The organism is Micromonospora sp. DT48, assembly GCF_049844495.1.
Taxonomy (GTDB): domain Bacteria; phylum Actinomycetota; class Actinomycetes; order Mycobacteriales; family Micromonosporaceae; genus Micromonospora.
Genome location: NZ_JBNCLE010000005.1, coordinates 111,934 through 136,273, shown reverse-complemented (window position 1 = coordinate 136,273; position 24,340 = coordinate 111,934). Strand labels below are relative to the sequence as shown.

Annotated in this window: 24 protein-coding genes; 6 read left to right on the top strand and 18 right to left on the bottom strand. The window is 72.1% G+C overall.

Going from position 1 to position 24,340, the window contains the following annotated elements:
- Positions 1-142: 142 nt before the first annotated feature.
- From gatB to ACLQ2S_RS03565, 14 genes are all read right to left on the bottom strand, one after another.
- Positions 143-1,642, bottom strand: coding sequence for an Asp-tRNA(Asn)/Glu-tRNA(Gln) amidotransferase subunit GatB (gatB, locus tag ACLQ2S_RS03630; RefSeq protein WP_155215863.1), 1,500 nt, complete (start codon positions 1,640-1,642; stop codon positions 143-145).
- 13 nt (positions 1,643-1,655) lie between these two features.
- Entirely contained in the window at positions 1,656-3,131 is a 1,476-nt protein-coding gene (gene gatA / locus ACLQ2S_RS03625; RefSeq protein ID WP_155215865.1) for an Asp-tRNA(Asn)/Glu-tRNA(Gln) amidotransferase subunit GatA, read from the bottom strand.
- A complete protein-coding gene (gene gatC, locus ACLQ2S_RS03620) occupies positions 3,128-3,433 on the bottom strand; it encodes an Asp-tRNA(Asn)/Glu-tRNA(Gln) amidotransferase subunit GatC (RefSeq protein WP_155215867.1) in 306 nt (101 codons plus the stop codon). The genes gatA and gatC overlap by 4 nt, the downstream gene beginning before the upstream one ends.
- 188 nt (positions 3,434-3,621) lie before the next feature.
- Positions 3,622-6,039 carry a putative bifunctional diguanylate cyclase/phosphodiesterase gene (locus ACLQ2S_RS03615; RefSeq protein WP_155215869.1) on the bottom strand — a complete coding sequence of 806 codons (2,418 nt, stop codon included), beginning with the start codon at positions 6,037-6,039 and terminating at the stop codon, positions 3,622-3,624.
- Between the two features lie 144 nt (positions 6,040-6,183).
- Positions 6,184-8,316 (bottom strand): NAD-dependent DNA ligase LigA, encoded by a 2,133-nt coding sequence (ligA, locus tag ACLQ2S_RS03610; protein ID WP_425701112.1) that lies wholly within the window; start codon positions 8,314-8,316, stop codon positions 6,184-6,186.
- A 153-nt stretch (positions 8,317-8,469) separates the two neighbouring features.
- Positions 8,470-9,471 (bottom strand): ADP-ribosylglycohydrolase family protein, encoded by a 1,002-nt coding sequence (locus tag ACLQ2S_RS03605; RefSeq protein ID WP_155215871.1) that lies wholly within the window; start codon positions 9,469-9,471, stop codon positions 8,470-8,472.
- A 168-nt stretch (positions 9,472-9,639) separates the two neighbouring features.
- Positions 9,640-10,008, bottom strand: coding sequence for a VOC family protein (locus tag ACLQ2S_RS03600; RefSeq protein WP_155215873.1), 369 nt, complete (start codon positions 10,006-10,008; stop codon positions 9,640-9,642).
- Positions 10,009-10,043: 35 nt separating this feature from the next.
- Complete coding sequence (locus ACLQ2S_RS03595) at positions 10,044-11,042, bottom strand: methionine synthase (protein WP_425701111.1); 999 nt, start codon at positions 11,040-11,042, stop codon at positions 10,044-10,046.
- A gap of 110 nt (positions 11,043-11,152) precedes the next feature.
- A complete protein-coding gene (gene mnmA, locus ACLQ2S_RS03590) occupies positions 11,153-12,226 on the bottom strand; it encodes a tRNA 2-thiouridine(34) synthase MnmA (RefSeq protein ID WP_425701110.1) in 1,074 nt (357 codons plus the stop codon).
- Between the two features lie 48 nt (positions 12,227-12,274).
- Complete coding sequence (locus tag ACLQ2S_RS03585; RefSeq protein ID WP_425701109.1) at positions 12,275-13,450, bottom strand: cysteine desulfurase family protein; 1,176 nt, start codon at positions 13,448-13,450, stop codon at positions 12,275-12,277.
- Positions 13,451-13,804: 354 nt separating this feature from the next.
- Positions 13,805-14,764, bottom strand: coding sequence for an electron transfer flavoprotein subunit alpha/FixB family protein (locus tag ACLQ2S_RS03580; protein ID WP_155215878.1), 960 nt, complete (start codon positions 14,762-14,764; stop codon positions 13,805-13,807).
- Positions 14,765-14,776: 12 nt separating this feature from the next.
- Entirely contained in the window at positions 14,777-15,556 is a 780-nt protein-coding gene (locus ACLQ2S_RS03575) for an electron transfer flavoprotein subunit beta/FixA family protein (RefSeq protein WP_155215880.1), read from the bottom strand.
- Positions 15,557-15,678: 122 nt separating this feature from the next.
- Positions 15,679-16,101 carry a hypothetical protein gene (locus ACLQ2S_RS03570; protein WP_375335307.1) on the bottom strand — a complete coding sequence of 141 codons (423 nt, stop codon included), beginning with the start codon at positions 16,099-16,101 and terminating at the stop codon, positions 15,679-15,681.
- Entirely contained in the window at positions 16,098-16,895 is a 798-nt protein-coding gene (locus tag ACLQ2S_RS03565) for a GNAT family N-acetyltransferase (RefSeq protein ID WP_155215884.1), read from the bottom strand. Before ACLQ2S_RS03565 ends, ACLQ2S_RS03570 begins: the two co-directional genes overlap by 4 nt.
- A 41-nt stretch (positions 16,896-16,936) precedes the next feature.
- On the opposite strand from ACLQ2S_RS03565, the gene ACLQ2S_RS03560 reads away from it, so the two are divergent.
- Genes ACLQ2S_RS03560 through ACLQ2S_RS03550 form a run of 3 tightly spaced genes read left to right on the top strand, consistent with a single transcriptional unit; the run spans position 16,937 to position 18,069 of the window.
- Positions 16,937-17,326: a YidH family protein gene (locus tag ACLQ2S_RS03560; protein WP_309222903.1), complete on the top strand. Its 390-nt coding sequence runs from the start codon at positions 16,937-16,939 to the stop codon at positions 17,324-17,326.
- Positions 17,323-17,625 carry a DUF202 domain-containing protein gene (locus ACLQ2S_RS03555; RefSeq protein ID WP_425701108.1) on the top strand — a complete coding sequence of 101 codons (303 nt, stop codon included), beginning with the start codon at positions 17,323-17,325 and terminating at the stop codon, positions 17,623-17,625. The genes ACLQ2S_RS03560 and ACLQ2S_RS03555 overlap by 4 nt, the downstream gene beginning before the upstream one ends.
- Before the next feature lie 30 nt (positions 17,626-17,655).
- Positions 17,656-18,069 (top strand): PLD nuclease N-terminal domain-containing protein, encoded by a 414-nt coding sequence (locus ACLQ2S_RS03550; protein WP_425701107.1) that lies wholly within the window; start codon positions 17,656-17,658, stop codon positions 18,067-18,069.
- A 24-nt stretch (positions 18,070-18,093) separates the two neighbouring features.
- On the opposite strand, the gene ACLQ2S_RS03545 is transcribed toward ACLQ2S_RS03550, so the two are convergent.
- Both ACLQ2S_RS03545 and ACLQ2S_RS03540 read right to left on the bottom strand, forming a co-directional pair.
- Positions 18,094-19,716 carry an acetolactate synthase gene (locus ACLQ2S_RS03545; RefSeq protein ID WP_425701106.1) on the bottom strand — a complete coding sequence of 541 codons (1,623 nt, stop codon included), beginning with the start codon at positions 19,714-19,716 and terminating at the stop codon, positions 18,094-18,096.
- A 73-nt stretch (positions 19,717-19,789) separates the two neighbouring features.
- Positions 19,790-20,563 carry an enoyl-CoA hydratase-related protein gene (locus ACLQ2S_RS03540; RefSeq protein ID WP_425701105.1) on the bottom strand — a complete coding sequence of 258 codons (774 nt, stop codon included), beginning with the start codon at positions 20,561-20,563 and terminating at the stop codon, positions 19,790-19,792.
- A 192-nt stretch (positions 20,564-20,755) separates the two neighbouring features.
- On the opposite strand from ACLQ2S_RS03540, the gene ACLQ2S_RS03535 reads away from it, so the two are divergent.
- From ACLQ2S_RS03535 to ACLQ2S_RS03525, 3 genes are read left to right on the top strand one after another with little or no spacing between them, the layout of a single operon-like run.
- Positions 20,756-21,232 carry a DUF6232 family protein gene (locus ACLQ2S_RS03535; RefSeq protein WP_425701273.1) on the top strand — a complete coding sequence of 159 codons (477 nt, stop codon included), beginning with the start codon at positions 20,756-20,758 and terminating at the stop codon, positions 21,230-21,232.
- A 48-nt stretch (positions 21,233-21,280) separates the two neighbouring features.
- Positions 21,281-21,760 (top strand): DUF6232 family protein, encoded by a 480-nt coding sequence (locus ACLQ2S_RS03530; RefSeq protein WP_425701104.1) that lies wholly within the window; start codon positions 21,281-21,283, stop codon positions 21,758-21,760.
- Positions 21,761-21,804: 44 nt separating this feature from the next.
- Positions 21,805-22,476: a hypothetical protein gene (locus ACLQ2S_RS03525; RefSeq protein ID WP_425701103.1), complete on the top strand. Its 672-nt coding sequence runs from the start codon at positions 21,805-21,807 to the stop codon at positions 22,474-22,476.
- Positions 22,477-22,512: 36 nt separating this feature from the next.
- On the opposite strand, the gene ACLQ2S_RS03520 is transcribed toward ACLQ2S_RS03525, so the two are convergent.
- Complete coding sequence (locus ACLQ2S_RS03520) at positions 22,513-23,412, bottom strand: ribokinase (RefSeq protein ID WP_309222905.1); 900 nt, start codon at positions 23,410-23,412, stop codon at positions 22,513-22,515.
- A gap of 81 nt (positions 23,413-23,493) precedes the next feature.
- A complete protein-coding gene (locus ACLQ2S_RS03515) occupies positions 23,494-24,336 on the bottom strand; it encodes an ABC transporter ATP-binding protein (protein WP_309222906.1) in 843 nt (280 codons plus the stop codon).
- Positions 24,337-24,340: the final 4 nt, after the last annotated feature.

The window sequence follows — 24,340 nt, the reverse complement described above, 5'->3', positions numbered from 1 at the left end:
CATCCGGGCGTCGCCGTTGACGCCCTCGCCGGGGTGGTGCCGGTCCCGCCCGCCGGGCGGGACCACGGGCCGCCGCCGGGTCACGACGGCGGCCTCGGAGAACCCGGCCCTGAAGCGCGTCCAGGACCGGGTTGCGGAGCGCTCAGCCCTCGACGCCGAGACGCTCCAGGATCAGGGTGCGGACGGTCTGGGCGTCGGCCTGCCCACGGGTGGCCTTCATGACCGCGCCGACGAGCGCACCGGCCGCCGCCACCTTGCCGCTGCGGACCTTGTCGGCGATGGCCGAGTTGGCCGCGATCGCCTCGTCCACCGCCGCGGTCAGCGCGCCGGTGTCGGAGACGACCTCCAGCTTGCGGTTGGTCATGATCTCGGTCGGCGAACCCTCACCGGCGACCACGCCCTCCAGCACGGTACGGGCCAGCTTGTCGTTGAGCTTCCCGGCGTCGACCAGCCCTTGAAGCTCCGCGACCTGGGCCGGGGTGGCACCGACGTCGGCCAGTTCCACACCCGTCTCGTTGGCCCGCCGGGACAGCTCGCCCAGCCACCACTTGCGGGCCGCCGCCGGTGTCGCACCAGCCGCCACCGTGGCCTCGATCAGCTCGACCGCACCGGCGTTGAGCACCGACTGCATGTCCGCCTCGGACAGGCCCCAATCCTGCTGGAGCCGGCGGCGGTGCAGCCGGGGCAGCTCCGGCAGGGCGGCCTTCAGCTCCGCCACCCAGGCCGGGTCCGGCGCGAGCGGGACCAGGTCCGGCTCCGGGAAGTACCGGTAGTCGGTGGCGGTCTCCTTGGACCGCCCAGGGGTCGTGTCCCCGGTGTCCTCATGGAAGTGCCGGGTCTCCTGGGTGATCCGGCCTCCCGCGTCGAGGACGGCGGCCTGGCGCAGCATCTCGGACCGGACCGCCCGCTCCACCGAGCGCAGCGAGTTGACGTTCTTGGTCTCCGTCCGGGTGCCCCACTCCTGCCCCGGCAGGTTCAGCGAGGTGTTCACGTCGCAGCGCAGGGAGCCTTCCTCCATGCGTACGTCGGAGACGCCCAGGCTGCGGATCACGTCGCGCAGCTCGGTGACGTACGCCCGCGCCACCTCCGGTGCCAACGCCCCGGTGCCCGGGATCGGCTTGGTGACGATCTCCACCAGCGGGATGCCCGCCCGGTTGTAGTCGACCAGCGACTCGGTGGCACCGTGGATCCGGCCGGTGGCACCGCCGACGTGCAGCGTCTTGCCGGTGTCCTCCTCCAGGTGCACCCGCTCGATGCCGATCCGCACCGTCTCGCCGTTGACGTCGACGTCCAGGTAACCGTCGACGCAGAGCGGCTCGTCGTACTGGCTGATCTGGAAGTTCTTCGGCATGTCCGGGTAGAAGTAGTTCTTCCGGGCGAACCGGCACCACGTCGCGATGGAGCAGTTCAACGCCAGACCGATCCGGATGGTGGCCTCGATCGCGGCGGCGTTCGCCACCGGCAGGGAGCCGGGCAGCCCCAGGCAGACCGGGCAGACCCGGGTGTTCGGCTCGCCACCGAAGTCGGTCGGGCAGCCGCAGAACATTTTGGTGTTCGTGCCCAGCTCGACGTGCGTCTCCAGGCCGATCACCGGCTCGTAGCGCGCGACGACCTCGTCGTACGCGGGCAGTGTCGTGGTCATCTGTGCTCCTGCCTCACAGTGCCGGTGGGGTGAACGTGCCGACGGCGCTCTCCAACGCGGCGGCGACCCGGTACATCCGGTCGTCGGCCAGCGTCGGTGCCATCACCTGAAGTCCGACCGGCAGCCCGTCGGAGAGCCCGCACGGCACCGAGATGCCCGGTCCGCCGTACAGGTTGCTCGGAATGGTGAACAGGTCGGCAAGGTACATCTGGTACGGGTCGGAGGTACGCGCGCCGAGGGGGAAGGCGACGAACGGGGTGGTCGGCGAGATCAGCGCGTCGACCCGTTCGAACGCGGCGGTGAAGTCGCGGGTGATCAGCGTACGGACCTTCTGTGCCTGCCCGTAGTAGGCGTCGTAGTAGCCCGAGGAGAGCGCGTACGTGCCGAGCATGATGCGGCGCTTGACCTCGGGGCCGAAGCCGGCCTCCCGGGTCAGCGACATGACCTCCTCCAGCGACCGGTTGCCGTCGTCGCCGGTCCGCAGCCCGAACCGGACGCCGTCGAAGCGGGCCAGGTTCGAGGAGCATTCGCTGGGCGCGATCAGGTAGTACGCCGGCAGCGCGTAGCGGAAGTGCGGGCAGGAGACCTCGACGATCTCCGCGCCGAGTTTGGTCAACGTGGCGACGGCCTCGTTGAAGGCGGCGGTCACCCCGGGCTCCGCTCCCTCGCCGCCGAACTCGGTGACGATGCCGAGGCGTACCCCGCTCAGGTCGCCGGTCGCGCCGAGCTTCGCCGCGGCCACCACGTCCGGCACCGGGGCCGGGATGGAGGTGGAGTCACGCGGATCGTGCCCGCCGATCGCCGCGTGCAGCAGCGCCGCGTCGAGCACGGTACGCGCGCACGGGCCGGGAGTGTCCAGCGAGGAGGAGAAGGCCACCAGGCCGTACCGGGAGGTGCCGCCGTAGGTCGGCTTCGCGCCGACGGTGCCGGTGACCGCGCCGGGCTGGCGGATCGAGCCTCCGGTGTCCGAGCCGATCGCCAGCGGCGCCTCGTACGCGGCGAGCGCCGCGGCGCTTCCCCCACCGGAGCCGCCCGGGATGCGGTCGGTGTCCCAGGGGTTGCGGGTCGGCCCGTACGCCGAGTACTCCGTGGAGGAGCCCATCGCGAACTCGTCCATGTTGGTCTTGCCGAGCATCACCGTGCCGGCGGCGCGCAGCCGCTCCACGATCGTCGAGTCGTACGGTGGACGCCAGCCTTCGAGGATCTTCGACCCGACGGTGGTCGGCACGCCCTTGGTGGTGAGCACGTCCTTGACCGCGACCGGCACACCGGCCAGCGGGCCCAGTTCCTCACCGGCTGCCCGACGGGCGTCGATGTCCCGGGCGGCGGCCAACGCGCCTTCGGTGTCGACGTGCAGGAAGGCGTTGATCCGGCCGTCGACGGCGGCGATCCGGTCCAGGTGGGCCTGGGTGACCTCGACGGCGGAGGCCGCACCGGTGGCGACGAGCCCGGCGATCTGCGTCGCGGTCATTGCGGTGACATCGGTCATGAGGCCACATCCTCGTCCAGGATCCGCGGTACGCGGAACCGCTGCTCCTCCGCGTCGGGGGCACCCGACAACGCTTCCTCGGGTGTCAGGCACGGCGTCACGACGTCCGCGCGGAGCACGTTGGTCAGCGGCACCGAGTGGGACGTCGGCGGGATGTCCGCGGCGGCGACCTCGCCCACCTGCGCGACCGACTGAAGGATCACATCGAGCTGACCGGCGAAGGTGTCCAGCTCCTCCTCCGTCACGGCGAGCCGCGACAGTCGCGCCAGGTGCGCGACCTCCTCGCGGGAGATGGCGGCCATCGGTGCCCCCTTCGTGGCTGTACTGCGTCTGCCTGACCTGCGCCCACCGCCGCCGGGTACCCGGCGCGCGGTGACGGCAGCGAGTCTATTGTTTCCCGCCCGGCGGGCCGGTGCCGCCTCCCCGAGCGCCCGGCCCGGCTGCTCCCGCCTCGACCGACGCCACCGGTCCCGGGCGGCTCCCACCGGGGTCAGCGGGCGTGTCGGCGCGGTGCCTCCGCCTCGTCGTGGCCGCCGAGCGGGCGCAGCGGGCGGTACCGGGCCAACCAGGCGACCAGTTCCTCCGCCGGCATCGGCCGGGCGTAGAACCAGCCCTGGGCGGCGTCGCAACCGGCCGTGTGCAGCATCCGCCAGGTCCGCTCGTCCTCCACACCCTCGGCCACCACCCGCAGTCCCAGCGCCTTGGCCAGCTCGATCGTGGACCGGACGATCGCCGCGTCGTCCGGGTCCTCCGCCATGCCGAGGACGAACGATCGGTCGACCTTCACCTCCGACAGCGGCAGCCGGCGCAGGTGCTGTAGCGAGGAGTAACCGGTGCCGAAGTCGTCCAGCGCGATGCCCACCCCGATCCGGTGCAGCCGGGTGATGGTGGTCAGCACCCGGCGCGGGTCGGCCATCAGCGCACCCTCGGTGATCTCCAGTTGCAGCCGCTCGGGGGCCACGCCGTAGCGGACGAGGCGGTCGGCGATCTGGTCGGCGATCTCCCCGGTGTGCAGGTCCCGCACGCTGACGTTGACCGCCGCCCGCAACCCGATACCGGCGGCCGACCATTTGGCGAGCTGCTCCACCACGTCGTCGACGACGCGGCGGGTGAGCAGCCGCATCACCGCGCTCTGCTCGGCGACCCGGATCAGTTCCTCCGGGTCGACCATGCCCCGGCGTGGGTGTCGCCAGCGCAGCAACGCCTCCACCCCGACCACCTCGCCGGTGGCGATGGCGACCTGCGGCTGGTAATACAACATGATCTCGCCCGCGTCGATGCCCGGCTCGACGCCGGGTCGGTCGTCGGGGGACCGTTCGGCGGCGGGCCGGTCGACGGGGGTCGGCAGCTCCGCACCGCCGTCTACCGCGTCGTCCGCTCGCCCGGTCCGGGTCGCCCGGCGCAGGGTCGGGTCCGCGCCGGTGATGATCCGGGCGATCAGCTCGTCGTCGTGGTCCACCAACCGGGGGCGTCGCCGCCGCCGGCTCCACCATCGGGTACCGGTCGACTCCTCCACCGAGGCGACGGGCAGGACCGCCCCGTCCCCGCCGCGTACGGTGCCCACCTCGTCCGGTACGGACCCGTCCGCCCGCCCCGACGCACCGGCCTCCAGCACCCGGCGCAGGTCGGCCAGCAGGCTCAACCCCTCGGCGGAGTGGTGGTCGGACTCGGCGGTGTAGACGGCCACCGTGTCGTTGCGGTGCTTCGCGTCGTACATCGCCACGTCCGCGTGCCGCATCAGGGTGGCGAAGTCCCGACCGTGTTCCGGGTAGAGGGCGATGCCGATGGAGCCACCGACGTCCAGGGGCAGCCCGTCCAGTGGCACCGGCTCGGCGAGAGCCTGGACGACCTGGTCGGCCAACGCGCGGGCCTCGCCGACGTCGGTCAGCCCGGTCATCACGATCGCGAACTCGTCGCCACCGAGCCGGGCGACCATCTGCGGGGGCGCGACCACGTCGGTCAACCGGGCGCTGACCTCCACCAGGAGGCGGTCGCCTACCGCGTGGCCGAGCGCGTCGTTGACGTTCTTGAAGCGGTCCAGGTCGATCAGCAGCAGGGCGAGGCGGGTGTCGGGCTCGCCTCGGGCGGCACGCTCGGCGTGTCGGTGCACCTGCTCGTTGACCTCCGCGAGCAACGCCTTGCGGTTGGGTAGCCCGGTGAGCGGGTCGAGCGCGGCCAACTGGTGCTGCTCCACGGTGAGCCGGGCCATCCGGTAGACCGCGAACAGCGGCACCAGCACCAGCGGCACCAGGGCGGCACTCGCCCTCGCGGCGGTGACCAGCACCGGCGCGAGCAGCAACAACGACCCGGTGGAGAGCAGCTCGAAGGGCAGGCCGCGCCACGCGTTGGGCCACCACCGCTCGCCGAAGCGCAGTCGCACCGCGGCGGTGACCAAGCCGTAGTTGACCGCGAACCAGGCGACCCCGGCACCGCCGATCGCGGCGATGTCGGTCCAGCCCAACGCCCCGCCGTCGTAGACACCGCCCGGCCCGAGCCGGGTCATCGCGTACGCGGCGGACAGCGAGCAGGCGTACTGCCCGGCGTTGAAGGCGGTCCGCCAGGGCGCGTGCCGCATCCTGACACCCGACACCACCACGGCGATCGTCTGCACCGCGACCGCGGGGCCGAGCCCCCAGCCGAGCAGGATCGCGAAGGTGAAGCAGGTCGAGGGGAAGACGGCCGAGGAGGACTGCCGTCGACCGGGCGGCAGGAAGGGGCGCGCGTCGCAGGCCACGGCGAGCACCCCCATCGTCCAGAACGCCGCCGGCAGGTCAGGCAGGGTCGAGGCGAGGGACACCAGCCCGTTCGCCGAGACGAGCACGGCCACCAGGACGACGGCCGCGACGAACGTCGAGAACTGCGCGGTCCGCCCGGGCGGCACGAGGTTGCGCGGATCGGGCGACTCCATCACACCTCCCGGCACGAGACCGGCCCGTGGTCTCACGCGCCGTGCCCCAATGAAACGCCCTACCACCCACTTAACCGCCGCGACAGCCACGAATCGGTCGTAGTCGTAATTAAGTTGGTATCTGACAGAGTGTCGTAAAGATCGTCACTCCTCGACGTGGGCCACCTTCCGGGCCGCCTCGGGGCCGGCGTCGAGCAGCACGCGGAAGCCCTCCTCGTCGAGCACGGGCACCTTCAGGCTGGCTGCCTTCTCCGCCTTGCTGCCGGGGTTGTCGCCCACCACCACGAACCCGGTCTTCTTCGACACCGAGCCGCTGACCTTGCCGCCCCGGGCCTGGATCGCCTCGGCGGCCTGGTCGCGGGAGAAACCGGCGAGCGTGCCGGTCACCACCACGGTCACCCCTTCCAGCGGGCGTGGCCCCTCCTCCACCGCAGGCTCTGCCATCCGGACACCCGCCTCGGCCCACTTGCGGACCACCTCGCGGTGCCAGTCGACGGAGAACCACTCGCGGATGCTGGCCGCGATGGTCGGGCCGACACCGTCGACTGAGGAGAGTTCCTCCTCGGTCGCCTTGTCGATCGCCTCGATCGAGCGGAAGTGCCGGGCCAACGCCTGAGCTGCGGTGGGCCCGACATGCCGGATGGAGAGCCCCACCAGCACCCGCCACAGGTCGCGGTCCCGGGCCGCGGCGAGATTGTCGAGCAGCTTGATGGCGTTGCTGCCAAGGCTGCCGTCCTTGTTGACGAAGAACGGCGAGCGGGCCAACTGCTCGGCGTCGAGGGAGAACAGATCTCCCTCGTCGGTGATGATCTGCGCGTCGAGCAGCGCGGCGGCGCTCTTGTAGCCGAGCGCCTCGATGTCGAAGGCGCCGCGCCCGGCCAGGTGGAACACCCGCTCCCGCAACTGCGCGGGGCAACTGCGGGAGTTGGGGCACCGGATGTCGACGTCGCCCTCCTTCGCGGGAGCGAGCGGGGTGCCGCAGGCCGGGCAGTTGGTGGGCATGACGAACGGTCGGGCGTCCGGCGGGCGCAGGTCGACCACCGGCCCGAGCACCTCGGGGATCACGTCACCGGCCTTGCGGATCACCACCGTGTCGCCGATCAGGACCCCCTTGCGCTCGACCTCGCGGGCGTTGTGCAGAGTGGCGTACTCGACTGTGGAACCGGCCACCCGGACCGGCTGGAGCACCGCCCGTGGCGTGACCCGACCGGTCCGCCCGACCTCGACCTCGATGTCGAGCAGTTTGGTGTTGACCTCCTCCGGGGGGTACTTGAAGGCGATCGCCCAGCGGGGTGCGCGGCTGGTCGACCCGAGCCGCCCCTGGATGGACACCGGGTCGACCTTCACCACGACACCGTCGATCTCGTGCTCGACGTCGTGCCGGTGCTCCGCGTAGTGCGCGATGTAGTCGCGCACACCGACGAGGTCGGGCACCACCCGCCACCGGTCGCTGGTGGGCAACCCCCACGCCTTCAACGCCGCGTACGACTCGGACTGGGCGCGCGGCTGGAAACCGCGACGGGCACCGATGCCGTGCACCACCAGGCGCAGCGGTCGGGAGGCGGTGACACGCGGATCCTTCTGCCGCAGGCTGCCGGCGGCGGCGTTGCGCGGGTTGGCGAACGGGGCCTTGCCCTGCGCCACCAGGCCCGCGTTGAGGTCGGCGAAGCCGGCCACCGGGAAGTAGATCTCGCCACGCACCTCGATGAACTCGGGCGGCGGCCCGAACTCCGCCGAGTCGGTCAGTCGGCTGGGGACGTCCCGGATGCTGCGCACGTTGGCGGTGACGTCCTCGCCGGTACGACCGTCGCCCCGGGTGGCCGCCCGGACCAACCGGCCGCCTTCGTAGGTGAGGTTGATCGCCAGCCCGTCGACCTTCAACTCACACAGGTAGGGCACCGGACCACCGGCGTCGCGCTCCACCCGCTCCGCCCAGGCGACCAGTTCCTCGTCGGCGAAGGCATTGTCCAGCGACATCATCCGTTCCGCGTGGGCGACCGGGGTGAAGTCGGTGGAGAACGTGCCGCCGACCCGCTGGGTCGGAGAGTCCGGGGTGCGCAACGCGGGATACTCCGCCTCCAGCGCCTCCAACTCACGCAGTTGGCGATCGAAGTCGGCGTCGGAGATGGTCGGCGAGTCGAGCACGTAGTAGCGGTACTGATGCTCGGTCAGCTCCTGGCTGAGCGTGGCGTGCCGCTCCCGCGCCTGCGGCGTCGGCTCGCGGCCGGCGGCCTCCTGCGCCGCATCGCCCTGCTGGGGAACCGCTTCCTCGGACACCCTGCCGCCTTCGGACACCGTCGTCGACCTCCCGTGATCGTGCTACCTCCGCACGGTAGTCCCCGGGTGGGACAACCGTGCCACGCGACCGGCGCTGCGCGCGGCCGGTCACCGGATCCCGGCGTTACCGGCCCCTGGCGGTCCGCCGTGGGGTCAGGCGTACGCCTCGACCAGCGCGGCGAGTTGGTCCGCGTACTCGATCCGCCCCGCCCACTCGGTCGGCCAGCCGGACATGCCGTGGGCCGCGCCGACGAAGGCTCCGGCGAGGGCCGCGATCGAGTCGGAGTCACCGGCGGTCCGGGCACCCCGGACGAGCGCGTCGACCGGGCTGTCGGCGTGCCGGATGGCGCAGTACAGGGCCGTCACGAGGGCTTCCTCGGCAATCCAGCCCTCACCGGTGAGCCGGCACGGGTCACCGCCGTCGTCCGGAGCCGCCAGCGCCGCGTCGAGTCGCGCCAGCGCCCGCCGGCACTCGTGCCAGCCCAGGGCGATGAACTCCTCGGGCGTGGCGGCATCCGTTCGCCGCCACAGCTCGCCGAGCCAGTCGGCCCGGTAGACGCCATGCTGTTGCTGGCACCGTACGGCGAGCAGGCCCGGCAGGTCGGCCGGCGCGGCACCGTCGACCAGCAGCCGGACCGCGTACGCGGTCAGCTCGCTGGCCGCCAGGCCGGTCGGATGCCCGTGGGTGAGACCGGCCTGGAGTTGGGCCAGCCCGGCGAGGACGTCGAGGTCGACGTCGAGCAGCCCGACCGGGGTGACCCGCATGTTCGCCCCGCACCCCTTCGACCCGGCCTCGGTGGCCTGCTGCCAGGGCAACCCCCGGGACAGTTCGGCGCAGGCCCGCAGGCAGGTCATCCCCGGCGCGCGGTTGTTGTCCGGGCTGGCCGCCCAGTCCAGGAAGCGACGACGCAGCAGCGGCTCCACCGCCTCGGCGGTGTACGTCGGCGCGTCCCGCAGCGCCCAGGCCACCGCCAGCGCCATCTGGGTGTCGTCGGTGACCAGTGCCGGGTCGCCGACAAGCTCCCGGGGGCCGCTCGGACCGAACCGCCGGTCGATCTCGGCGACGGTGAGGAACTCGGTGGGTTTGCCGAGCGCGTCGCCGTAGGCCAGGCCGAAGAGCGAACCGGCGGCGCGCCGAGAGGCAGGGCTGATCATGAAAGCGATGATGCCCCGCCGTCGCCAGCCCGCGCAGCACCGGACGTACCGCGACCGACAGCGCTGCCGGTGCCCGGCGACCTCGGCGCGAACCGGCACTGCCCTGGAATCCACCCCGGTATCCAGGGCAGGCCGCGTCGCCGCCGGTCGTCGGCGGAGCCGGGGCGGTCAGTCCCAGCAGAGGCAGAACGGGTGACCGGCCGGGTCGGCGTACACCCGGAATCCCTCACCGTCGCCGGGGAGCCGGCGGGCGCCCAGGGCCAGGACCGCCTTCTCCGCTGCCTCGATGTCGTCCACCGTCACGTCGAGGTGGAACTGCTGGGGCCGCTCCGGATCGGGCCAGGCCGGCGGACGCAGATCGGGTGCCCGCTGGAAGGCCAGTCGTGGCAGGTGACCGGGTGGCCCGCCGAGCACCACCCAGTCGTTACCGTCGGAGTTGTCCTCGATCAGCGGCACGCCGAGCAGCTCCGAGTAGAAGCCGGCCAGCGCACGCGGATCTGGGCAGTCGATCACCGTCGAACGCAGCTGTCCAATCATGTCGAGGATGGTGCCCGATGGGTACGACCGAAAACTCACTCCTCGGCGAGCCGCCGCCCGGCGTCCCGGCAGGCCGCGAGGACCGCCCGGGTGTAGGCCACGTCCGCCCCGGCCAGACCGCAGGCGGGGGTCACCACCACCTGCTCGGCGAGTCGGCGGCGGGGGAAGCCGAGGCGGTCCCAGAGGGTGCGTACCCGGTCGGCGAGGTCGGCGGAGGTGGGCGCGCGACCGGTCGACGTCGTCGGCGCGGCACCGGCCAGCAGCCCGAACCCGGTGTCGAGCGCCTCACCGAGCGGGTCGAGGTCGGTGACCAGGCTCAGGTCGAGCGCGACGCCGATCGCCCCGGCGGACCGGAGCAACTCCAGCGGCACGTTCGGGGCACAGCAGTGCACCACGGTCGGCACCCCGGCCGCCCCGATCACCGTGCCCAGCAGCGTACGGGCGTCACCCGTCTCCACCGCCCGATAGGTGCCGAGGCCGCTCTCGGTGGGCACCCGGCCGGTCAGCGCCGCCGGCAGGGACGGCTCATCGAGTTGGAGCAGCACCGACGCCTGCGGCAGCCGGCGGGTCACCGCCTCGACGTGGCCGCGCAGGCCTTCGGCCAGGGAGGCGGCCAGGTCGCGTACCGCGCCGGGGTCGCGCAGCATCCGCCCACCGATCGGTAGCTCGACCGAGGCGGCCAGGGTCAGCGGACCCGCCGCCTGGATCTTGATCGGGCCGGCGTACTCCTCGGCCTGCTCGGCGAGCTGGTCCAGGTCGCGTTCCATCAGGTCGCGGGCCCGACGCAGATCCCGCCCCGGACGGGGAGCCACCCGCCACCGCGCGGCGTACAGCTCGATCGGCAGCTCCACCAGCAGACCGCCGGTGCGCCCGATCAGATCGGCTCCCGGCCCCCGGGCCGGCAGTTCCGGCAGATGAGGCAGATCGGGCAGCTCACCGAGAACGATCCGCTGCGCCTCGGCGATGTCGGTGCCGGGCAACGACCCGACACCCGTCGCCGCCCCCATTCCCCACGGCAACCCCTGCTCACTCACCGCCGCAGACTACCCGCCACCGACCCCGACACTTGTTGATCAAGAAGTTCTGGTCTGGAATCGGGCGTGCCGGAGACGAAAACCTCTTGGTCAACTCGGCGAAGGGGCGGTCAGTCGGTGATGGTGGCGGAACCTAGCACGATGTCGCCTGCCGGGTCGGGGCGGTAGGCGACGATGGCCTGCCCGGCGGCCACCCCCCGCACCGGCTGGCGCAGCTCGGCGTGGAGGCGGTCGCCGTCGACCTTGACGGCGGCGGGGACCACGACGCCGTGGGCGCGCAGCTGAACCTCGCACTCGATCGGGCCGTCGGGCCGCTGGCCACCGGTCCAGACCGGACGGACGGCCCGGACCGTGGAAACCTCCAACGCCTCCGCCGGGCCGACGGTTACGGTGTTCGTCTTAGGAGTGATGGAGAGCACATAGCGGGGCCGACCATCCGGTGCCGGCCGGTCCAGGTGCAGGCCACGTCGCTGCCCCACGGTGTACGCGTACGCTCCGGCGTGCTGTCCCACCACCGCGCCGGTGGTCGCGTCGACCACGTCGCCGGGGGTCTCACCGAGGCGCTGGGCCAGGAAGCCTCGGGTGTCCCCGTCGGCGATGAAGCAGATGTCGTGCGAGTCCGGCTTGTCGGCGACGGCGAGGCCACGGTCGGCGGCCTCCTGCCGGACCTGAGCCTTGGTCGAGTCGCCGAGCGGGAAGATCGAACGGTCCAGCTGCTCACGGGTGAGCACGGCCAGCACGTACGACTGGTCCTTGGCCGCGTCGACGCTGCGGCGCAGCAGACCGTCGGCACCGAGCCGGGCGTGATGACCGGTCACCACCGCGTCGAAACCGAGGGCCACCGCGCGGTCCAGCACCGCCGCGAACTTGATCTTCTCGTTGCAGCGCAGGCACGGATTGGGGGTACGCCCCGCCGCGTACTCGGCGACGAAGTCGTCGACCACGTCGGCGTGGAAGCGGTCGGCCATGTCCCAGACGTAGAACGGGATGCCGAGCACGTCAGCGGCCCGCCGAGCGTCCCGCGAGTCCTCCAGGGTGCAGCAGCCCCGCGCGCCGGTGCGGTACGTCTGCGGGTTTCGGGCCAGCGCCAGGTGCACGCCGGTCACGTCATGCCCGGCCTGCACCGCCCGTGCCGCCGCCACGGCCGAATCCACGCCGCCGGACATCGCCGCCAACACCCTCACCGGACCACTCTCCCTTCCCACCGAGCCTATCCCCGCCCGGTCACCGGCTCAGCGGGGAGTACGGGGCCCCGCCGCCCGCCGGGCCCGCTCCACCGCACCCGGGAGGGCGGCGATGAGCGCGTCGACGTCGGCGGTGGTGCTGGTGTGGCCGAGGGAGAACCGCAGCGAGGAGCGCGCCCGGTCGTCGTCCGCCCCCATCGCCAGCAACACGTGGGAGGGCTGCGCCACCCCGGCCGAGCAGGCCGAACCGGTCGAGCAGGCGATGCCCTGGGCGTCCAGCAGGAGCAGCAGCGCGTCCCCCTCGCAACCGGGGAACGAGAAGTGCGCGTTGCCGGGCAGCCGATCGGTCGGGTCACCGTTGAAGACGACCTCGGGGACGGCCTGCCGGACCCGCCGCACCAGGTCGTCGCGGAGCGCGGCCAGCCCGGTCGCGTACTCCTGTTGGCCCTTGACGGCCGCCTCGACGGCGACCGCGAAGGCGACGATGCCGGCCGCGTCGAGGGTGCCGGAGCGCACGTCGCGCTCCTGCCCCCCGCCGTGCAGCAGCGGTACCGCCGCCACGTCCCGGCCGAGCAGCAACGCGCCGACCCCGACCGGTCCCCCGAGCTTGTGCCCGGTGACGGTGAGCGCGGCGACGCCGCTGGCGGCGAAGTCGACCGGCACCTGACCGACCGCCTGGATGGCGTCGGTGTGGAAGGGCACCCCGTACTCGGCGGCCACCGCCGCCAGCTCACCGATCCGCTGGACGGTGCCGACCTCGTTGTTGGCCCACATGGCGGTGACCACCGCCGCCCGATCACCGTGCTCGGCCAACTCGGCCCGGAGCGCGTCCGGGTGCAGCCGGCCCACCCCGTCGGCGGGCAACCAGCCCACCTCGGCGCCCTCGTGCCGTTCCAGCCAGTCCACCGCGTCGAGGACAGCGTGGTGCTCGACGGCACTGGAGATCACCCGGCGCCGCGTGGCGTCGGCGTCCCGGCGCGCCCAGAAGATGCCCTTCACCGCGAGGTTGTCACTCTCCGTGCCACCACCAGTGAAGATCACCTCGGACGGCCGGGCACCCAACGCGGCGGCCACCCGTTCCCGCGACTCCTCCACCCGGCGGCGGGCACGCCGACCGGACGCGTGCAGGGAAGACGCGTTGCCGACCTCGCGGGCGGTCGCGACGTACGCCTCCAGTGCCTCGTCGAGCATCGGAGTGGTCGCGGCATGATCCAGGTAAGCCATCACGGTCCAGCCTAACGACCACTGCGGTGCCGACCGCAGTCCGGATTACCTGGCGGGACGTTACGCCCGCCGAGCCGACGGTGGTGGCGAGCGCTCCCCTGTCGGCGTACGGCTCGACTCCGCCTGCCGCCCGGGGGTGCCGGACAGTGGCGAGTTGCACCTGCACGTGGCGAATCTCCCGGCCGTACCGGGGTACTACGAGGTATGCACCGCCCACTCCGGTGACAGCCTGTCGAGGGGCTCCCTGACGGGCTGATCGGCGGGCCGGTTCAGCTCCCCGGCCCGCCGGTCAGTTCCCGCGCGCAGACGACGCAGCCGCCCTCCCGGTCGGGACGGCGGCTGGTCGCGTACGTGTCACTTACGCTTGCGGATCTCCTCGGCGGCCTGCGGGACGACCTTGAACAGGTCGCCGACCACCCCGAAGTCGGCCAGTTCGAAGATCGGCGCCTCGCCGTCCTTGTTGACCGCGACGATGGTCTTCGAGGTCTGCATACCCGCCCGGTGCTGGATCGCGCCGGAGATGCCCAGCGCGATGTAGAGCTGCGGGGAGACGGTCTTGCCTGTCTGCCCCACCTGGAACTGGTGCGGGTAGAAACCGGAGTCGACCGCGGCCCGGGAGGCGCCGACGGCGCCGCCCAGCAGGTCGGCCAGCTCCTCGACCAGCTTGAAGTTGTCGGCGTTGCCGACACCGCGACCACCGGAGACGACCACGCCGGCCTCGGTGAGCTCGGGGCGGGAACCCTTCTGCTCGGCCACCCGGTCGACCACCTTGGCCAGCTTGTCGCTGTCGGTGACGGTGACGGTGAGCTGCTCGACCGTGGGGGTGGCCGCGGCCGGCGTCGGGTTGACCGAGTTCGGCCGGACGGTGACCAGCGGCAGGCCCCGGGTGACCTTGGACTTGACGATGGTCGACCCGGCGAAGGCCACCTGGGTGGCGGTGCCGTCGGCGGCCAGAGCCACCACGTCGGTCAGGATGCCGTTGTCCAACTTGACCGCCAGCCGGGCCGCGATCTCCTTGCCCTCCTGCGAGGAGGCGAGCAGGACGGCGGTCGGCTGCACCCGCTTGACCAGGTCGGCGACGACGGTGGCCTTCGGCGCCACCAGGTAGCCGTCGATCTCCTCACCCTCGGCGGCGTAGATCTTCTCCGCGCCGTACTCGCCCAGCTTGCCCGCGAGCGCCTCGGCCGCACCCGCGCCACCGAGCACCACCGCCGACGGGGTGCCCAGCTCACGCGCGAGGGTGAGCATCTCCAGGGTGACCTTCTTGACGCCGAACTCCGTGGTGGCTTCGACGACGACGAGAACCTCAGACATGTCCCACACCCCTCACACGAACTTCTCGGTGGCGAGGAACTCGACGAGCTGCGTGCCGCCGGAGCCCTCGTCGGTGACCTTGACGCCACCCGAACGCGGCGGGCGCTTGCTGTGCTCCACCACGGTGCTGGTCGCTCCGTCGAAGCCGACCTCGTTCGCGGCCACGCCCAGGTCGGCCAGGGAGAGCGTCTGCACCGGCTTCTTCTTGGCGGCCATGATGCCCTTGAACGACGGGTACCGGGGCTCGTTGATGGTGTCCCACACGGAGACGATGGCCGGGGTCGAGGCCGTGACGACCTCGTAGCCCTCCTCCGTCTGCCGCTCCACGGTCAGCGTGGTTCCGTCGACCGTGAGCTTGCGCGCACCGGTCAGCGCCGCGACGCCGAGTCGCTCGGCGAGCATGTGCGGCATCACCTGCACCCGCCCGTCGGTCGACTCCGAGCCGCAGAGCACCAGGTCGGCGTTGAGCTGCCCGAGGGCGGCGGCGAGCACCTTCGAGGTGGCGACCGCGCAGGAACCGTGCAGGGCGTCGTCCACCACGTGCACCGCCTTGTCCGGGCCCATCGACAGCGCCTTGCGGATCGACTCGGTCGCCCGGTCCGGCCCCATGGTCAGGATCGTCACCTCGCCGCCGTGCGCCTCCTTGATCTTCAACGCCTCCTCGATGGCATACTCGTCCATCTCGTTGATGACGTTGTTCGCCGAACCGCGGTCGACTGTGTTGTCGTCAGTACGCAGGTTGCGGTCCGCGCCCGAATCAGGCACCTGCTTGACGAGTACGACGATGTTCATCGCCTTCGACGACCCTCCTGCTGTGGTTATGTGATGTTTTCACCCTGATCTGGGCGCAGCCTCGCGCGTGCGGTGCCGTCCGGTCAACCGTGGGCTGTTGTGCGGTTGCCCACGACGTCATGTTACCTGCCAGTAGCATCGGTGCCCAGCACGCCCCTGATCCGGCCGATGACCTCGGCCTCGGCCGGGCTGACGCCGTCGTGGGCGCGGGCCGCACGCTCAGCCGCGGCCAACACCACGTCCCGATACACCGGGACGTCCTGCGGGACCTTCTCGGCCAGGATCTCGATCCCCCGGCGCAACGCCGGCAGCACCACCGACTCCACCTCCAGCGCCGAGTCGCGCGGCAGCTTCGGCAACGGGCCGCCGGTCAGCGCCGCCTTCACCACGCCGCTGGCGTCCGCGATCGCACCGGAGGCCGCGAAGCTCTCGCGGAACAGCGCGAGCAGCCCCGGGTCGGCGTTCGACACCATGAGCACCGCGCCGAACGCCCCGGTCTTCAGGGTCATCATCTCGTCGTCCGTCAGCCGCTGGCTCATGATCACGGAGTGTAGACGTAGGGAGTGGTGGTGGTGACCGGGACGAGTCCGAGCCGCTCCAGCACACCACGGCTCGTCTCCGCCGCGTCCACCTGCACCAACGCTCGCCCTCGCGCCCCGGCCAACCGGGCCCGGTAGCTGACCAGCGCCCGGTAGATGCCCTGCCGCCGCCACCGCGGCAGGGTGGAACCACCCCACAGCGTGGCGAACGTGCTGCCCGCCGGGTACCGCACCCAACCGGCGCTCACCATCGTCGCGTCCGCCTCGGCCACCACGACCGTGATCGCCTGCGGATCAGCGGCGATCTCCCGTTCCAGCCCGTCGGCCAGCGCGCTCAGGTCACGCCCCCACACCTGTGTCTTCAGCTCCGCGATCCGGTCCAGGTCCGCCCGCCCGGTCACCTCGCGCAGGCGTACGCCCTCGGGCACCACCGGCAGGGTGGAGGCCAGCGGCGCGACCGGACCGACCACGACGGTCTCCTGGTCCTCCGGCACGAAACCGGCGGCTCGCAGGCGCTGCGGCAGGTCGGCCGGTTCGTCGTGTCCGTGCAGTTTCCACTCGATCGGCTCGCCCCGCTCGCGGGACACCGCCACCTGCCGGGCGATCAACTCGTCGAGGTCGGCACCGGTCAGCCCGCCGAGATCGCGGTAGGTCACCATGCCCCGCTGGTCCAGCCCCAGCACCCGGAACACCGGGCCGTCGGGCTCCACCAGCACGTCGTCGGGCACCGGGCGCGGCAGGTCCGGCCGCAGCTGGGTGTCGTACGCCGCACGCAGGGTGATCGGGTCAAGATCCGTCATGCTTGCGCACTATTCCCGCTGGGCACCGGATAATCACCAGGGTGTGGCAAATGATCAGGAACTGGTTCGACCAGCAGGAGTTGCGGTCGGTGGGCGACACCCCCGACTACCGCTTCTCGCTGGCCAACGAGCGAACCTTCCTGGCCTGGTTGCGGACCGGACTGGCGTTGATCGCCGGTGGACTCGCCGCCGCACAGTTCCTGCCCACCCTGTCCCTGGTCCACCTGCGCGAGGCCATCGCCGTGTCGTTGATGCTGCTCGGCGGCACCGTCGCGATCCGGGCCGTGGACCACTGGGCCCGCACCGAACGGGCCATCCGGCTCGGCCAGGAATTGCCCGCGTCCCGTTTTCCGGCCGTGCTGGCCCTGATCGTCGGTCTCGGCGCGTTGTCACTGGTGGTCGCGGTGCTGGCCGGCGCGATCAACGAATGACGATGGTCCGCGACCCGGGGCTGCAACCCGAACGCACCCGGTTGGCCTGGCGACGCACCCTGCTCGCCCTGACCGCGGTGACGCTGCTGACCGTCCGGCTCGCGCTCATCGGCGGCCGGGGCGGCGCCGGCCCGGCGGCGGTGGCCATCCTCGGTTGGGGAGTGGTCATCACGCTCTGTTGGCGACGGGGAACCGGCAGTGGTGTGGCGCGGGTCGGCGGCCGACAGGTCGCCCTGGTGGGGTTGGCCGCCGCCGGATTCGCGCTCCTCGGCACGCTGCTGGTGCTGCGCGGGCTGTGACCGCTGCGCGAGGTAGGTCATGATGGTCACATGGCCCGGCTGTACATCCTCCTCTTCCTGGTGCAGGTCGTTCTCGCCGTCTGCGCCCTGATCAGCTGCCTCTCCGCCGAGGAGGACGGCATCCGCCACCTCCCCCGGATCGCCTGGCTGCTGATCATCCTGTTCTTCCCGCTGGTCGGCTCGATCGCCTGGTTCGTCGCCGGGCGGGAGCGTACGGCCGTCGGCGGGTCCACCTCCTGGGCGCCGGGCGCACGAACGGCCGAGCGTTCCCGGCCGGTCGCTCCCGACGACGATCCGGAGTTCCTGCGCTCGATCGAGGAACGTTCCCGCAAGGAGGATCAGGAACTCTTCCGCCGCTGGGAGGAGGACCTCCGCCGACGCGAGGACGACCTACGCAAGCGTGAGGGCGAGCCGCCACGCGGGGAACCCCGCCCCGAGGTGTAGCGGCCGGGGCGGGGGCGTCGCGGCTCAGGCCAGGTTCGAGGAGCGGGGGTACGCGTCGGCCGGGTCGGTGAGCACGTTGACCAGATACGGCACTCCGGCGTCGAAGGCCCGTTGCAGGGCCGGGCCCAGGTCGGCGGCCTTGGCGACCGTCTCGCCCGCCCCGCCGAGCGCACCGACCACCTGGTCGTACCGCAGCTCGGGCTGGAGGTCGGCGGCCACGTCGTAGCCGTACATGGCCCGCATCGGGTGCTTCTCCAGGCCCCAGATGCCGTTGTTGCCGACCACGATGACCACCGGGAGCTTCTGCCGGGCCAGTGACTCCACGTCCATCAGTGAGAAGCCGGCCGCGCCGTCGCCCATGAGCACGCAGATCTGCCGGTCCGGGTGGGTGACCCGGGCACCCATGGCGTAGCCCATGCCGGTGCCGAGGCAGCCGTACGGGCCGGGGTCGAGCCAGGTGCCGGGCTGGGCCGGCTCCAGGTAGCGCCCGGCGTACGAGACGAAGTCGCCGCCGTCGCCGATGGTCACCGCGTCGCGGTCGAGTACCTTGCGCAGTTCGCCGTAGATGCGGGCCGGGCGGATCGGGTCGGTCTCGGCGGCCATCTCCTCGGCGTCACGGGCCCGCGCGGCGTCCTCCGCCGTGCGCAGCTGGGCGATCCAGTCGTCGTGGTCGACCCGGTCGCCGGGGTGCTCGGCCACGGCGGTGAGGATGGCGCGCAGGTCACCGGCGGGGGCGGCGGCGGGCTGCACGTGACCGGCGCGTTGGCTGGGCGCGTCGACGATGTGCACCACCTGGGCATCGCCGAAGTCGCCGAAGGAGAGCCGGAAGTCCAGCGGGGTGCCGATCACCACCACCACGTCGGCGTTGGACAGGGCCACCCGACGCGCCTTGGCGAAGGCCAGGGGGTGCTCCGGTGGCAGGGCACCGCGCCCCATCCCGTTGGTGAAGACCGGCACGGTGAACGCCTCGGCCGCCGCCCGCAGCTCGTCCACCGCGTCGCCGGTCCAGACGTCCGAACCGGCGATGATCACCGGGCGGGCCGCGCCGGCGATCAGGTCCGCGGCACGCGCCACCTCGTCGGGATCGGCGTCGAGGGGGGCGAGTCGCGGGCCGGCCGGCACCTCCGCGTCACCGACCGAGAAGATCGCCTCCAACGGGAAGTCGAGGAACACCGGGCCCCGGTGCGGGGTGAGGGCGACGGTCAGCGCGTTGGCCACCGCCTGGGGGATGTCGTCGGCGCTGAACACCGTCTCCGCGTGCTTGGTGACCGGGGCGACCAGTGGAAGGTGGTCCATCTCCTGGAGGCTGCCCGAGCCCCACCGGAACTGCGGGGCCCGACCACCCATCACCATCACCGGTGAGGCGTTGAAGAAGGCGCTGGTCAGCCCGGAGATGCCGTTGGTCACGCCGGGACCGGCGGTGAGTACGGCCAGCCCTGGCCGACGCTGGAGCTTCGCCACCGCCTCGGCGGCGAAGACGGCCGACTGCTCGTGCCGCACGTCGTAGATCGGAAAGTCGGTCTTGTGCGCGGCGTCGTAGAGCGGGAACACGTGCCCGCCGGAGAGGGTGAACATCTCCCGCACCCCGTACGCGCGCAGCGCCGCGAGGGCGAGTTCCCCACCGTGGCCTTCGATCCGCTCCGTCATTCCCGCTCCTTCTCGTCGCCTGACCGGAGTCACACGCTACTGGCCGGTAGGAGGAATGTGAACTTCCTTGCACTCAGCGCCCGGTGAAGTCCGGCTTCCGCTTCGCCACGAACGCCGCCATCCCCTCGCGCCGGTCGTCAGTGGCGAACAGCGCCGCGAAGAGTTGGCTCTCCCAGGCCAGGCCGGAGGTCAGATCCATGTCCAGGCCACCGTCGACGGCGAGCTTCGCCGCCCGCAACGCCTGGACCGGCCCGTTCAGGTACGGCCGGACCATCGCCACCGCCGTGTCGTACACCTCGGCCGCCGGAGCGACCCGGTCGGCCAGGCCGATCCGCAGCGCCTCCTGCGCGTCCACCATCCGACCCGACATGATCAGATCCTTGGCGCGGGCCGGACCGACGAGCCGGGCCAGCCGTTGGGTGCCCCCCGCGCCGGGGATGATGCCGAGCTTGATCTCGGGCTGCCCGAGCTTGGCGTCCTCGGCCACCACCCGCCAGTCACAGGCCAACGCCAACTCGCAGCCGCCGCCGAGGGCGTAGCCGGTGATCGCGGCGACGACGGGCTTGGGGATCCGGGCGATCGCACCGAGCGCGCTGGACAGGTCCGCGGCCCGCTCCGCCATGTCCACGTAGGACATGTCGGCCATCTCCTTGATGTCTGCCCCGGCGGCGAAGACCTTCTCCCCGCCGTACACGATGACGGCACGGACGCCGGTGTCGGCGGTGGCGGCGGTCGCGGCGGCGCGCAACTCCTCCTGCACCTGGGTGTTGAGGGCGTTCATCGGCGGTCGCTCCAGCCGGATGGTGCCGATGCCGTCCCTGGTCTCCAGCCGCACGAACTCGCCCACGCTGAGCCTCACTTCCTCGTCGAAGTCGCGTGCCAACCTTACGACCCGCCTCGTTGGGGTAGGTAGTCTGGTGCCAGCCCGTCAGCCGGGAGTCGCACGATGAACCCTCGTCAAGCCGAGCCGCGCGGTCGCCGCGCGGCGACGCCGGCCACCCAGCCCGGCAGGACACCCGGACGGATCGACAGCCGACCGGTGGTCACCTACTACGACGACCGACTGGTGCGGGTCACCTCGACCGCCGTGACCGTCGAGGGCCGGGTCTACCCCATGGCCGAGATCAGCGAGATCTGGCACCAGCACGGCACCCTCTCCTGGCGGGTACTGGCCGGACGGGGCGCCATCGGCGCCGCGATGGTCGCCCCGCTGGCGGCCGCCGTCATCGGAGTCGCGGTGGCGCTCTGGTTGGATCGCTCGACCACCGTCACGATCGCCATCATCGGAGCGTCCGTGCTGGTCGGGCTCGCGGTCGGGCCGGTCGCCGACTTCCTCTTCGAGTACCTCGACCGCTCCTATGCGCGGGGCAGCCGACAGCGGGAGGTCTGGATCCGGTGGCGGGATCGCCCGGTGCAACTGCTCCGCACCCCGGACGCCCTGCGGTTCGGCCAGATCTACCGGGCCGTGCAACGCGCTCTGGAGACCAGCCCGCCGATACCACCCCGCCGACGCTGAGCAATCGCACGACAGCGCAGAGTTGCCCATCAGTGCTTAAGCTTAGTGATGGCGCTCTATTACCGGGACGACGCGGTACAGGTGACCTCCGAGGCGATCCGGGCCGGCGGGCACGTCATCCCGATCGCCGACGTCACCTACGTCTGGCACGCGAAGGGCCGCACCACACTCGCCGTACGCGGCCGGGTGCTCGGTCGGGGTGTTCTGGTCCTGCTGCTGTCCCTGCCCCCGCTGGTGGGGCTGGTCTGTGTGCTCTCGCTGGCCTGGTCCGCCCAGGACCGGGGCGAGTGGCTGCCGGCCCTGGTCGTCCTCGCCGCGTGCGTGATCGTTCCGCTCGCCCTGGTCCCGTTCCTGGAGATACCCCTCAGCTGGCTGGATCGCTCCTACGAGCGCGGCAACCGGGTGCTGGAGCTGTGGGTGCAGTACCAGCGGCAGGAGGTGATGGTGCTGCGCACGCCGGACGCCCTGCGCTTCGGGCAGATCTACCGGGCGGTGCAGCGCGCGGTCGAGCAGCACGGCGATCGTTGACCCCTCGTCCGGCGGCTGTGGACCACGCGGCGCACACTTGATCCATGGCGCTCCCCCTTCCCCGGCCGACCGCGGTCCTCGGTCTCACCCGTTCCGCCCTCGACCAGGCCGCGTCCTTTGCCGCCATCCCCGGCCGTGCGTTCGCGGTGCTCGACGAGGTGGAGACGTTGCTGGCCCGGATCAACGGGGTGGTGGACCGGGTCGAGCAGACCCTGGACCGCACCGACCGGATGGTCACCGACGCCGAGACAGCCGTCCGTGACGTCGGGGTGATCACTGCTGCCGCCACCGCCGCCGTGGACACCGCCACCGAGGTGGCCGCCACGGCGGCCGTCGTGGTGGAGTCGGCGCGATCGGTGGCCGGGCGGGCCGCCGAGACAGTCGGCACCGCGGCCGAGGCCGCCGCCACCGCCGCCGAGCTGCTGTCGGCGTACGAACCGGCGTTGCGGCGTGCCGCCCCGATGGCCAACCACTTCGTCGAGCAGCTCAGCCACGAGGAGGTCACTGCGGCGATCCGGCTGGTCGACGAGCTGCCCAAGCTACGCCAACACCTCACCGCCGACGTACTGCCGATCCTGGCCACCCTGGACCGGGTCGGCCCGGACCTGCACGACCTGCTCGACGTCACCCGGGACCTCAAGCTCGCGGTGGCGGGCATCCCCGGACTGTCCATGCTGCGCAGGCGGGGCGAGAAGCTCAACGACGACGCCGGCTGACCTCGACCCCGCCCGGCGGCGTCGGTCGACGGCCGCTCACCCGCCGGGTACGTACAGCTCGTCGATCTCGACCCGGTGGGGCAGCGAGACGCTGGCACCGAGCCGCCGTACGCAGGCCGCACCGGCGGCCGAGGCCCAGCGGACCGCGTCCAGCAGGTCACGCCCCTCGCCCCAGGCCACCGCGAGCGCACCGGTGAAGGCGTCACCGGCAGCCGTCGAGTCGACCGTGTCCACCTTGACCGCCGGTACGTGTACGGCCGTGCCGTCCCGGTCGCCGTACCAGGCACCCTCCGCGCCGAGGGTCAACACCGCCCGGGGCACCAGGTCGAGCAGGGCATGCGGATCCTCCCGCCCCCGTCCGGTGTACGCCTGTGCCTCGTTCTCGTTGACCACGAGCAGGTCCACGGCGGCGAGCAGCTCCGGCGGCAACGGGACGGCCGGTGCCGCGTTGAGCACCACCCGGGTACCGGCGGCCTGGGCCGCCACCGCAGCGGCGGTCACCGTCTCCACCGGGATCTCCAGCTGCGCCACCAGGACGTCGGCGTCGCGTACGGCGGCGAGTTCGGTCTCGGTCAGGTCGGTTAGTGACGTGTTCGCCCCCGGAGTCACCAGGATCGCGTTCTCCCCCGCCGCGTTGACCATCACCAGGGCCACCCCGGACGCGCCGTAGGTGGTACGCAGATGCCCGGCGTCCACCCCGGCGGCGGTGATCCGGGCCCGCAGGGTCACCCCGAACGCGTCCGAGCCGATCGCGCCGAGGAAGACACTGACGGCACCCGCCCTCGCCGCGGCGATGGCCTGGTTGGCCCCTTTACCGCCGGGCACGGTGACGAAGTCGGTGCCGAGCCGGGTCTCCCCCGGCCGGGGCAGCTCCTCGGCGGTGGCCACCAGGTCCATGTTCGCGCTGCCCACCACCACGACGCGGGTCTGTCGCACGGGCACCTCCGGCGGGCTGCAATGGTTAGGAAGGGGCCCTTCCTATACACCAGGCGTTAAAAAGGTGCCCTTCCTTACGCCTCAGGCGGCGCGGGCGGTGTAGCGGTCGCCGCTGCGCTCGACGAGCAGCGGCAACCCGAAGGTCTTGGTGAGGTTGTCGGCGGTGAGGGTGTCGTGCAGCAGACCCTGCGCCATCACGGCCCCGTCACGCAACAGCAGCGCGTGGGTGAAGCCGGGCGGAATCTCCTCGACGTGGTGGGTGACCAGCACCATCGCCGGGGCGTCCGGGTCCTGCGCCAGTGCGGCGAGGCGGGCGACCAGGTCCTCCCGACCGCCCAGGTCCAGCCCGGCCGCCGGCTCGTCGAGCAGCAGCAGCTCCGGGTCGGTCATCAACGCCCGGGCGATCTGCGTCCGCTTGCGTTCGCCCTCCGACAGGGTGCCGTACGCCCGGTCGGCCAGCGTGCCGGCTCCCAGTTGTTCCAGCAGCATCCGGGCGCGGGCCTCGTCGGCCGCGTCGTAGCTCTCCCGCCACCGGCCGACCACCGACCAGGCGGCGGTCATCACCACGTCGACGACCCGCTCCTGGGCGGGCAGCCGCTCGGCGAGTGCGGCGGTGGTCAGGCCGATCCGGGTCCGCAGTTCCATGACGTCGGTGCGGCCGATCCGTTCGCCCAGCACGTGCACGGTGCCGGTGGTCGGGTGCAGTCGGCCGGACGCGAGGTTGAGCAGGGTGGTCTTGCCGGCGCCGTTCGGCCCCAGCACCACCCAGCGTTCGTCCAGTTCCACCCGCCAGTCGACATCGTGCAGCAGGGCGGTGCCGGACCGGCGTACGGCGACGCCGTCGAGGCTGACCACCAGATCCGCGTCCACGGGCAAGGGGGCGGGTGCGGCGCCGGCGGCGCCAGGGATCAGGTCACCAGTCACCAGC

Excerpts from the sequence above, each read along its gene's own strand:
- gatB (WP_155215863.1), bottom strand. The coding sequence starts at position 1,642 with ATGACCACGACACTGCCCGCGTACGACGAGGTCGTCGCGCGCTACGAG.
- gatA (WP_155215865.1), bottom strand. The coding sequence starts at position 3,131 with ATGACCGATGTCACCGCAATGACCGCGACGCAGATCGCCGGGCTCGTC.
- gatC (WP_155215867.1), bottom strand. The coding sequence starts at position 3,433 with ATGGCCGCCATCTCCCGCGAGGAGGTCGCGCACCTGGCGCGACTGTCG.
- ACLQ2S_RS03615 (WP_155215869.1), bottom strand. The coding sequence starts at position 6,039 with ATGGAGTCGCCCGATCCGCGCAACCTCGTGCCGCCCGGGCGGACCGCG.
- ACLQ2S_RS03605 (WP_155215871.1), bottom strand. The coding sequence starts at position 9,471 with ATGATCAGCCCTGCCTCTCGGCGCGCCGCCGGTTCGCTCTTCGGCCTG.
- ACLQ2S_RS03600 (WP_155215873.1), bottom strand. The coding sequence starts at position 10,008 with ATGATTGGACAGCTGCGTTCGACGGTGATCGACTGCCCAGATCCGCGT.
- ACLQ2S_RS03585 (WP_425701109.1), bottom strand. The coding sequence starts at position 13,450 with ATGGCTTACCTGGATCATGCCGCGACCACTCCGATGCTCGACGAGGCA.
- ACLQ2S_RS03580 (WP_155215878.1), bottom strand. The coding sequence starts at position 14,764 with ATGTCTGAGGTTCTCGTCGTCGTCGAAGCCACCACGGAGTTCGGCGTC.
- ACLQ2S_RS03575 (WP_155215880.1), bottom strand. The coding sequence starts at position 15,556 with ATGAACATCGTCGTACTCGTCAAGCAGGTGCCTGATTCGGGCGCGGAC.
- ACLQ2S_RS03565 (WP_155215884.1), bottom strand. The coding sequence starts at position 16,895 with ATGACGGATCTTGACCCGATCACCCTGCGTGCGGCGTACGACACCCAG.
- ACLQ2S_RS03555 (WP_425701108.1), top strand. The coding sequence starts at position 17,323 with ATGACGATGGTCCGCGACCCGGGGCTGCAACCCGAACGCACCCGGTTG.
- ACLQ2S_RS03550 (WP_425701107.1), top strand. The coding sequence starts at position 17,656 with ATGGCCCGGCTGTACATCCTCCTCTTCCTGGTGCAGGTCGTTCTCGCC.
- ACLQ2S_RS03545 (WP_425701106.1), bottom strand. The coding sequence starts at position 19,716 with ATGACGGAGCGGATCGAAGGCCACGGTGGGGAACTCGCCCTCGCGGCG.
- ACLQ2S_RS03530 (WP_425701104.1), top strand. The coding sequence starts at position 21,281 with ATGGCGCTCTATTACCGGGACGACGCGGTACAGGTGACCTCCGAGGCG.
- ACLQ2S_RS03525 (WP_425701103.1), top strand. The coding sequence starts at position 21,805 with ATGGCGCTCCCCCTTCCCCGGCCGACCGCGGTCCTCGGTCTCACCCGT.